This window comes from Chrysiogenia bacterium (genome assembly GCA_020434085.1).
Classification (GTDB): Bacteria; JAGRBM01; JAGRBM01; order JAGRBM01; family JAGRBM01; genus JAGRBM01.
In genome coordinates, this window is sequence record JAGRBM010000532.1 from 1 (window position 1) to 2,135 (window position 2,135).

Annotated in this window: 3 protein-coding genes; 2 read left to right on the forward strand and 1 reads right to left on the reverse strand. The window is 61.1% G+C overall.

Annotated features, from left to right (window positions below; genetic code table 11):
- Together KDH09_17775 and KDH09_17780 are read left to right on the forward strand one after the other, a co-directional pair.
- On the forward strand, window positions 1–498 hold a 498-nt coding region (locus tag KDH09_17775), incomplete at its 5' end, for an aminotransferase class I/II-fold pyridoxal phosphate-dependent enzyme (protein ID MCB0221552.1).
- A gap of 117 nt (window positions 499–615) precedes the next feature.
- Complete coding sequence (locus KDH09_17780) at window positions 616–1,032, forward strand: VOC family protein (GenBank protein MCB0221553.1); 417 nt, start codon at window positions 616–618, stop codon at window positions 1,030–1,032.
- A gap of 28 nt (window positions 1,033–1,060) precedes the next feature.
- Here the strand turns inward: KDH09_17780 and KDH09_17785 are convergent, their stop codons facing one another.
- Window positions 1,061–1,831 carry a hypothetical protein gene (locus KDH09_17785; protein MCB0221554.1) on the reverse strand — a complete coding sequence of 257 codons (771 nt, stop codon included), beginning with the start codon at window positions 1,829–1,831 and terminating at the stop codon, window positions 1,061–1,063.
- Window positions 1,832–2,135: the final 304 nt, after the last annotated feature.

Below are 2,135 nucleotides of genomic sequence, written 5' to 3' on the forward strand. Positions count from 1 at the left end.
AACGGCGCCTCGAAGGCCTATTCCATGACGGGCTGGCGCATCGGCATTGCCTGCGGCGATGCCAAGGTGATCAAGGCCATGACGAACATGCAGAGCCAGTCGACCTCGAACCCGGCGAGCATTTCCCAGGCCGCGGCCGAAAAGGCCTTCAACATGGACCAGTCCATCGTGGGCGAGATGCTCAAGGCCTTCGACGAGCGCCGCCAGTGGATCGTCAAAGCACTCAATGACATTGAGGGAGTTTCCTGCAACGACCCGGAGGGCGCGTTCTACGTGTTCCCGAACATCAGCGGGCTGCTCGGCAAGAGCGCCGGCGGCAAGAGGATCGAGACTGACATGGACTTTGCCGCGTGGCTCCTCGAAGAAGCCATGGTCGCCGTCGTTCCCGGAACGCCCTTTGGCGCGCCCGGCTACATGCGGCTTTCCTACGCAACCAGCATGGAGAACATCCAGAAGGGCGTGGGCCGCATCGCCGAGGCGGCAAAGAAGCTCAGCTAGCGCTGCTGCAAAAAGAAACAAAAAGCGGCCCCGCTCGGGGCCGTTTTTTTGTGCAGTACAGTGATGCTTGTCGTGCGCCAGCTACGACGCCATGCTTGGGGGCGGAGGGGTCCCGGCATGCATGACATCGGCCTGACGCACATTGCGCTTCCCGTCACCGATCTCGACAAGAGCGTCGCCTTCTACGAGAAATACGCCGCGATGAAACAGGTGCACTACCGACTGGATGAAGACAGTGGCTGGCGCGTCTCCTGGATCAGCGACGGGACGCGCCCGTTCGTCATCGTGCTGATCGAGGGCCCGCCCAATCCCACGCCGCTCGTGCCGATGGCCCATCTGGGCGTGGGCTGCAAAAGCCGCGAGGCGGTCGACACCCTTTGCGAGCAGGCCCGCGCCGAGGGCTGCCTCATCGGCGGCCCCAGCGACTACGGCCCGCCCGTGGGTTACTGGGCCTTCCTTCGCGACCCCGACGGTCACACCCTCGAACTCTCATTCGGTCAGGACGTCGCGCTGACGGTGGAAGAGAACTCCTAGAACGGATTTCTCATCGGGGCGTCGGCACTCAGCCGAAAATTCGTTGATACTCGGAGATAACTTTTTCGGTGACCGTGCCGAGCGGCGGCAGGTAGTAGCAGAGCCAGATGAGCACGTCGTGAAGGAAGAATATCACGATGGCTGCAAAGACGCCCGCGCCGACAAAGCGGCGGGTGGGGAACTCGCCGGGCTCGAACTTCACGTCGCCGCGAAGCAGCGAGAGGAAAGGAATGGTCGAAACGCGGTTCTTGAAGGCGACCCATTCCTCGCCGTACTGGCGCCTTAGACCCGGGTTCTCGAAAACGACGACCCCGAAGACGTTGTAGGTCTCCAGCAGGACGAACCAGAGCACGGCCAGCGCGCTGCCAAGGCGCAGGGTGTGGCCAAGCAGCAGGCAGAACACCGACCAGTAGAGCGGGTGGCGGGTGATCTTGTAGTAGCCGCCGGTCTGGAGCCCGCCCTCGGTGGGCGGATCCTTGAGCCCCCAGAAGGAGAGGCCCAGGGAAAAGGTGCCGAAGAAGAAGAAGATTCCGATCGTCCCGATGGTGTTGAGGATGTAGCGGTAGCCCGGAATCGCGGTGAAGTTCCAGAGCTGGGCGCTCTGGCCCGAGTGCTGGAAGAGATAGAGCAGCGTGTTCCCGAAAAGGAAGACCGTGCCGATCACATAGAACAGGCGGTAGGTGCGAAACCCGACCAGCGGTTCGAGGCGTTCTTTGACGAACTGGCGGGGCCAGAGGCTCGACCAGAAACAAAAGAGCAGGGTGTGCCCCGCCATCTGGAGATAGGGTTCAAATTCCATGATGAAGTTTGTCGGGCGAGCTTAGGGCTTTCAAAGGGGCTTGAAAAGGGCCCGAATGAGCAAAGTTTAATCGAATAGTCGCATTTGGGGCCCCCGCGGCAGTTGACACCCATCAGGGGGTTTCCTACCGTGATACCTGCGTCGAGGGATCAAGGTAGGATGAGGGGCTTGCTCTGAAGGAACAGGCCCATAGTATGGCGCATTCTTATATTTTCCTGACAATCATTGCCGCTGACACGCCGTCCACCTGGGACCTGGTGAGTGCTTCCGGGCCGTTCGTGAAGCTCATCCTGCTGGGCCTTGT